This is a genomic window from Roseiarcus sp. (assembly GCF_049514155.1).
Lineage (GTDB): Bacteria > Pseudomonadota > Alphaproteobacteria > Rhizobiales > Beijerinckiaceae > Roseiarcus.
In genome coordinates, this window is the sequence record NZ_JBEKVH010000194.1 from 1 (window position 1) to 6,151 (window position 6,151).

Consider the following 6,151-nt stretch of genomic DNA (forward strand, 5'->3'; position numbering starts at 1 on the left):
GCCGCGCAGGTCGACGCCCTTGATGGCGCCGCGGTCGAGCGGCGACGGCAGGAAGTCGACGACGGCGTCGAGCAGCGGCTGCACGCCCTTGTTCTTGAACGCCGAGCCGCACAGCACCGGCACGAACTTGCGGTTGACCACGGCGAAGCGGATGAGCCGCTTCAGCGTCGGCTCGTCGGGCTCGGTGCCGTCGAGATAGGCCGCCATCACGTCGTCGTCGAACTCGACCGCGGCCTCGACCAGCTTGAAGCGATACTCGACCGCCTGGTCCTTGAGGTCGGCCGGAATGTCCTCGTCGTGATACTTGGCGCCGAGCGCCTCATCGTCCCATACCACGGCCTTCATGCGGACGAGGTCGATGACGCCCTTGAAGGCGCTCTCCGAGCCGATCGGCAGCTGGATGCACACCGGGTTGGCGGCGACGCGCTTGACCAGGTCCTCGACGCAACTGAAGAAGTCGGCGCCGACCTTGTCCATCTTGTTGACGAAGACGACGCGCGGCACGTTGTACTTGTCGGCCTGACGCCACACGGTCTCGGTCTGCGGCTCGACGCCCTGGTTGCCGTCGAGCACGCATACCGCGCCGTCGAGCACGCGCAGCGATCGCTCGACCTCGATGGTGAAGTCGACGTGGCCGGGGGTGTCGATGATGTTGAGGCGCTTGTTCTGCCAGTAGGTGGTCGTCGCAGCCGAGGTGATGGTGATGCCGCGCTCTTGCTCCTGCTCCATCCAATCCATCGTCGCGGCGCCGTCGTGCACCTCGCCGATCTTATGCGACTTGCCGGAATAATAGAGGATGCGCTCAGTAACCGTCGTCTTCCCGGCATCGATGTGAGCCATGATGCCGAAATTACGATAGTCGTCGATTGGGTGGCTGCGCGCCATCTTTGTCGTTTCCCTTCGGAGCTCTGCGGCCGATTACCAGCGGTAGTGCGCGAAGGCGCGGTTGGCCTCGGCCATCCGGTGCGTGTCTTCCCGCTTCTTCACCGCAGCGCCGCGGTTGTTCGAAGCGTCGAGCAGCTCGGAGGAAAGACGATCGACCATGGTCTTGTCGTTGCGCTCGCGCGCCGCCGTGATGATCCAGCGGATGGCCAGCGCCTGACGCCGGTCGACGCGCACTTCGACCGGAACCTGATAGGTGGCGCCGCCGACGCGGCGCGAGCGAACTTCCACCGCCGGCGCGACGTTCTCGAGCGCCTGCTTGAAGACGGCCAGCGGGTCGCCCTTGACCTTGCTTTCGATGCCGTCGAGGGCGCCGTAGACGATCTGCTCGGCGACTGACTTCTTGCCCTCATACATGATCGTGTTCATGAACTTCGCGACCACCACGTCGCCGTACTTGGCGTCGGGGATGATCTCGCGTTTCTCAGCTCTATGGCGGCGCGACATGGCCTAACTCTCTGTTTCCGTCATGGCCGTCCCCGGACTTGATCCGGGGATTGATCCGGCCATCTCGTTGATCCTCTATGCGATCCCCGGGACTCGCTTCGCTCGCCCGGGAATGACCCTCGCTTCGCTCCGGTCACTTCGGACGCTTGGCGCCGTACTTCGAACGGCGCTGCTTGCGGTCCTTGACGCCCTGCGTATCGAGCACGCCGCGCAGGATGTGATAGCGCACGCCGGGCAGGTCCTTGACGCGGCCGCCGCGGATCATCACCACCGAGTGTTCCTGCAGGTTGTGGCCCTCGCCGGGGATGTAGCCGATCACTTCGAAGCCGTTGGTCAGGCGCACCTTGGCGACCTTGCGCAGCGCCGAGTTCGGCTTCTTCGGCGTCGTGGTGTAGACGCGGGTGCAGACGCCGCGCTTCTGCGGGCTCGCCTCGAGGTGGCGCGCCTTCTCGCGGTAGGTCTTGGGTTGCCGCTGTTTGCGGATCAACTGGCTGATCGTCGGCATCGTAAACCCTTCGTCCCGGTTCCGTTTGGCGCGGCCACGCGGCCGAACCGATCGAATTCCTGCTCTCGCCGGCGCCGCTAGGCGCGAAAGCAAACGCGCCACGAAAACCCGCACAGGGGTTTTGGGCGCTGTCCGTGCAGAGGACCACGAAGCCTTCGCGGTCTTGCCTCTCCAGACCCGGCCGAGCCAGGCTCGGACGGTATGTTCGCTCGTCGGTGAGATCGTCAGCGTTTAGAGCCGTTAGGTTTTGGGCGCGTCGCCCGAAACAGCTTGCTCTACAGCCTGCCGAAAGCGCGCGGAACATATTCGCGGCGCCCCGGCGCGTCAACCCTTTTTTCGGGCAAAGCGACGCGCCCGACGCCTCGGCCGCACCGTCGCCGCCAATCGAGCTTGGGTGAGGTCAGTTCAGCCCGGCGAAGCCGCGCGCCGCGGCGCCGCGCGGTTCGAGGATCGCCACCGCGCGCAACAACTGGAAGGAATCGTCGGCTTCGGCGTTCACCGGCATAATCCGGATTCCGAGACCGTCGGCGCTCGTCTCGTCGCCGAGCGCGACCCGCGAGGCGATCTGGTCGCGCAGGGTCGAATCGATCGCCGCGGCGAGGGTTCTGTCGAGGGCGCGGTCGCGCGCCCGCAGGCGTCCGCCGGCAAGCACGAGATGGTCGCCGAGCAGGCTCAGCGCGCGGGCGTTGAGGTGGAGGACCTCGCCCTGCTCGTCGAGCAGCGCGGCGGCGGCGCCGATCATCTCGAGCCCGTCGGCGACCCCGCGCGCCCGCGCCCCGGCAAGCAACGGCGCGAGCGGCGCGACGGCGCTGGAGGCCGCGACCGGTGCGCCGGCGTTCGGGCGGTCGTCGCGGAAGGCATTGGCGGACGTCTTCATGGCGGCCTCGTCGCTCGGCGTTCCCGGCGCCCTCATGGCGGCGGTCACGGAAGCTTACGGTCCGCAACAGAACGTGACTTCTCGGCCGATTGAAGACGGGATTAAGGCGGGTCCGCGGCCTTGCCGCGGCCTTGTTCGGCGCCGGGAATGAAAAAGAGGCGACGACCGCAGCCGCGACGGCCGCCGCCCTTCAGTCGCGCCGTCAGACTGCGACCGCGCGCGGAGGGCTGGCGAGCAGGGTGGGCGCAGACGGCAACTCGCCGGCGAGGCGCGCCTCGCGCCGCTCGACTCGCGAAGCCTCGAGCGCGCCGTCGGCGAGCTGCCGCTCCGAGCGCAGGCGGACGATCTCCTCCTGCATCGACACGGCCCGCCGCTCGGCCTCCTCCTTGGCCCGCCGCGCGGCCGCGGCGCCGTCCTCGAGCCGCGCCGCCAGCACTTCGCCGTTGCGCGTCGCCGCCTGCAGCGCGGCGTCCTTGGCCCGCACCGCCTCGTTGAGACTGTTGACCTGGTCGATCAGGCTGGCGCGCATGCGGTCGACGCCGGCCATGTGATCGTTGGCGGCGGCGAGGTCCTCCTTGAGCGCGCGTTCGCTCTTCTCCAGCGCGTCGATCTGGATGTCGCATTCGAGCAGGCGCCGTTCAGCGGCGCGCAATTCCTCGACCTTGTCGCGCAGTTGGGCCCGAGTCTGCTCGAGCAGCTTGTTGGTGACCTCGACGCGGCCGCGCACCGCGTGGACGCTGTTGGCGAGGGCCGAGATTTCGGCGCGGGTGCGCTCGACGTGATCGAGATGCTTGGCCCGCAGGTTGGCGTGCGCCCCCTGCTCGTCGGCGAACGCCTGTTCGAGGGCGGCGATGCGCTGCTTGTCGCGCTCGGCCGTCGCTTCGCTTTCGGCGATGCGCCGCAGCGCCGCCTCGAGCCGCTCGGCCTGGGCCCTGCCGGTCTCGCGCAGGCTGACGTTGTCCTGCGCCGCCAGCGCCCCTTGGTCGTTCGCCTCCTTGAGCGCCAGCTCCACTTTGGCGAGGCCCTGATCGCGGGCGGCGAGTTCGCCGCGCAGCCGCCCGATCTCGTCGGCCTGGGTCGCCGCGCGACGCGATTCCGTCTCCAGGGCGCGCTCGGTCTTCTCGCGCGCCGCCGCGCCTTCGCGCATTTCGTTCTGCGCCGCCCCGAGCGCGGTCTCGACGCGCTGAAGCCGCTGGCGCAGCTCGCGATTGTCGCGCTGGGCGACGGCGGCGGCGGCGGCCGCCGCGTCGCGTTCGGCCTGCGTAGCGGCGTGACGAGCGTTCAGGGCGGCGTGGGCGTCCTCGATCAGCGCATGCTTGGTCTTCAGTTCCTGCAGCCGCGCCTTGCAGGTCTCGAATTCGACCAGCAGGTCGGACAGCGGCGACAGCAAGGCCTGGAACTGCTCGCGCGTCCGTTCGGCGCTGGCGAGTCCGTCCCCAACCTGCTGGAACTGGGCGCGCAGCGCCTCGTTGCGCATGCCGATCGACTCGAGCGTCCTTTCGGCCTCGCGCCGCTGCGCGACGGCGGGCGCGACGGCGGGGGGCGCAAGCCGCGCCACGGGCCGCTCGACCGACGCCTGCAATTCTTTTCCTCGAGCCCAAAACGCCGTCATTCCAGCCTCCCAGCCGCCGAAATCCGAAGGACGCTCGGGAAAACGCCGCCTGACGCGCGACCGGCATCGGTCGATGCCGCGGCCGCGCCCGCAATGCGCCGCCGCCGAATCGCACAACCCCGCAAGTTGTGTCAGCTAAACGTCACAACTTATGCGTGTCAATCGGTCGCATGCGCGCCGCCACGAGAAACGTGTTGAGAAAAAAAGAGCCGCCCGAAGGCGGCTCTTGGTTTCGATAAATGCCGGAGGAGGCCCTGTCCGGTCACTCCGCCGGCGCGCGCACCGGCTTGGGCGCGGCCACCGGCGCAGGGGTCGGCATCGCCGGGGCGGCGAGCGGCAGCGCCGGCGCGGCCGCCGCTTCCTCGGCCTTCTGGGCGAGAATCAGCGTGTCGCGCATGGTGGCGATCGAGCGCAGCTTGGTCATCGCCGCGCCGGTGCCGGCGGGGATCAGTCGGCCGACGATGACGTTCTCCTTGAGACCCTCGAGCGTGTCGACCTTGCCGTTGACGGCCGCCTCGGTCAGGACGCGGGTCGTCTCCTGGAACGACGCGGCGGAGATGAACGAGCGGGTCTGCAGGCTCGCCTTGGTGATGCCGAGCAGAACCGGCGTGCCGACGGCTTCCTTCTTGCTTTCGGCGCGCATGATCTCGTTGGCCGCCTCGAGCTCGGTCTTGTCCACCTGCTCGCCCGACAGGAAATCGGTGTCGCCCGGATCGACGATGTCCACCTTCTGCAGCATCTGGCGCACAATCACCTCGATGTGCTTGTCGTTGATGCTGACGCCCTGCAGCCGGTAGACCTCCTGGATCTCGTTGACGAGATAGGCGGCGAGCTCCTCGACGCCCTTGATCGCCAGGATGTCGTGCGGCGCGGGGTTGCCGTCGACGATGTACTCGCCCTTCTCGATGACGTCGCCTTCCTGCAGATGGATGTGCTTCGACTTCGGGATCAGGTACTCGACCGGTTCGACGCCGTCCTCGTTCGGCACGATCGACAGGCGCTGCTTGTTCTTGAAGTCGCGCCCGAACTGCACCGTGCCGGAGATCTCGGCGATGATCGCGTGGTCCTTCGGCCGCCGCGCCTCGAACAGCTCCGCCACCCGCGGCAGACCGCCGGTGATGTCGCGCGTCTTGGCGCTGGTGACCGAGATGCGGGCGATGACGTCGCCGGCGCGCACCTTCGCTCCCGGCTCGACCGAGATGATCGACTCGACCGGCAGCAGATAGCGCGCGTCGCCGCCGCGCGGCAGCTTGATCACCTTTCCGTCCTTGCCCTTGATCACCATCGCCGGCTTGAGGCCGGCGGTGCGTGGGCTGGAACGCCAGTCGATGACGATGCGCTTGGCGATGCCGGTCGCTTCGTCGATCTGTTCCGACATCGAGGCGCCCTCGGTGAGGTCCTCGAAGCCGACGACGCCGTCGATCTCGGACAGGATCGGCCGGGTGAACGGATCCCACTCGGCCAGGCGCGCGCCGCGCTTGATCTGGTCGCCCTCGTCGACCTTGAGCCGCGCGCCGTACTGCACACGATGCACCGCGCGCTCGGCGCCGCTCTTGTCGACGACGACGATCGCAACGTTGCGCGCCATCGCCATCAGATCGCCGTTGGAGTTGCGCGCGACGTTGCGGTTGCGCATCTTCACCGAGCCTTCGAAATTCGACTCGATGAATGACTGGTCCGCAAGCTGCGCCGCCCCGCCGATGTGGAAGGTGCGCATCGTCAGCTGCGTGCCCGGCTCGCCGATCGACTGGGCGGCGATGACGCCGAC

At 68.2% G+C, this 6,151-nt stretch carries 5 protein-coding genes and 1 pseudogene; all 6 read right to left on the bottom strand.

Features of this window, described 5'->3' with window-relative positions; all coding sequences use genetic code 11:
• On the bottom strand, positions 1 to 885 hold an 885-nt coding region (locus ABSF49_RS19330; RefSeq protein ID WP_424114270.1), incomplete at its 3' end, for a GTP-binding protein.
• 33 nt (positions 886 to 918) lie between these two features.
• Positions 919 to 1,389, bottom strand: coding sequence for a 30S ribosomal protein S7 (rpsG, locus tag ABSF49_RS19335; RefSeq protein ID WP_424114271.1), 471 nt, complete (start codon positions 1,387 to 1,389; stop codon positions 919 to 921).
• A 133-nt stretch (positions 1,390 to 1,522) separates the two neighbouring features.
• Positions 1,523 to 1,894: a 30S ribosomal protein S12 gene (rpsL, locus tag ABSF49_RS19340; protein WP_424114272.1), complete on the bottom strand. Its 372-nt coding sequence runs from the start codon at positions 1,892 to 1,894 to the stop codon at positions 1,523 to 1,525.
• A gap of 400 nt (positions 1,895 to 2,294) precedes the next feature.
• Complete coding sequence (locus ABSF49_RS19345) at positions 2,295 to 2,771, bottom strand: hypothetical protein (RefSeq protein ID WP_424114273.1); 477 nt, start codon at positions 2,769 to 2,771, stop codon at positions 2,295 to 2,297.
• Between the two features lie 202 nt (positions 2,772 to 2,973).
• Positions 2,974 to 4,383 (bottom strand): hypothetical protein, encoded by a 1,410-nt coding sequence (locus ABSF49_RS19350; protein ID WP_424114274.1) that lies wholly within the window; start codon positions 4,381 to 4,383, stop codon positions 2,974 to 2,976.
• Positions 4,384 to 4,645: 262 nt separating this feature from the next.
• Positions 4,646 to 6,151: pseudogene (locus ABSF49_RS19355) on the bottom strand (DNA-directed RNA polymerase subunit beta'); the annotation flags it as partial.

Bases quoted from the DNA above. Each gene is read 5' to 3' on its own strand.
- rpsL (WP_424114272.1), bottom strand. From the start codon at position 1,894: ATGCCGACGATCAGCCAGTTGATCCGCAAACAGCGGCAACCCAAGACC.
- rpsG (WP_424114271.1), bottom strand. From the start codon at position 1,389: ATGTCGCGCCGCCATAGAGCTGAGAAACGCGAGATCATCCCCGACGCC.
- ABSF49_RS19345 (WP_424114273.1), bottom strand. From the start codon at position 2,771: ATGAAGACGTCCGCCAATGCCTTCCGCGACGACCGCCCGAACGCCGGC.
- ABSF49_RS19350 (WP_424114274.1), bottom strand. From the start codon at position 4,383: ATGACGGCGTTTTGGGCTCGAGGAAAAGAATTGCAGGCGTCGGTCGAG.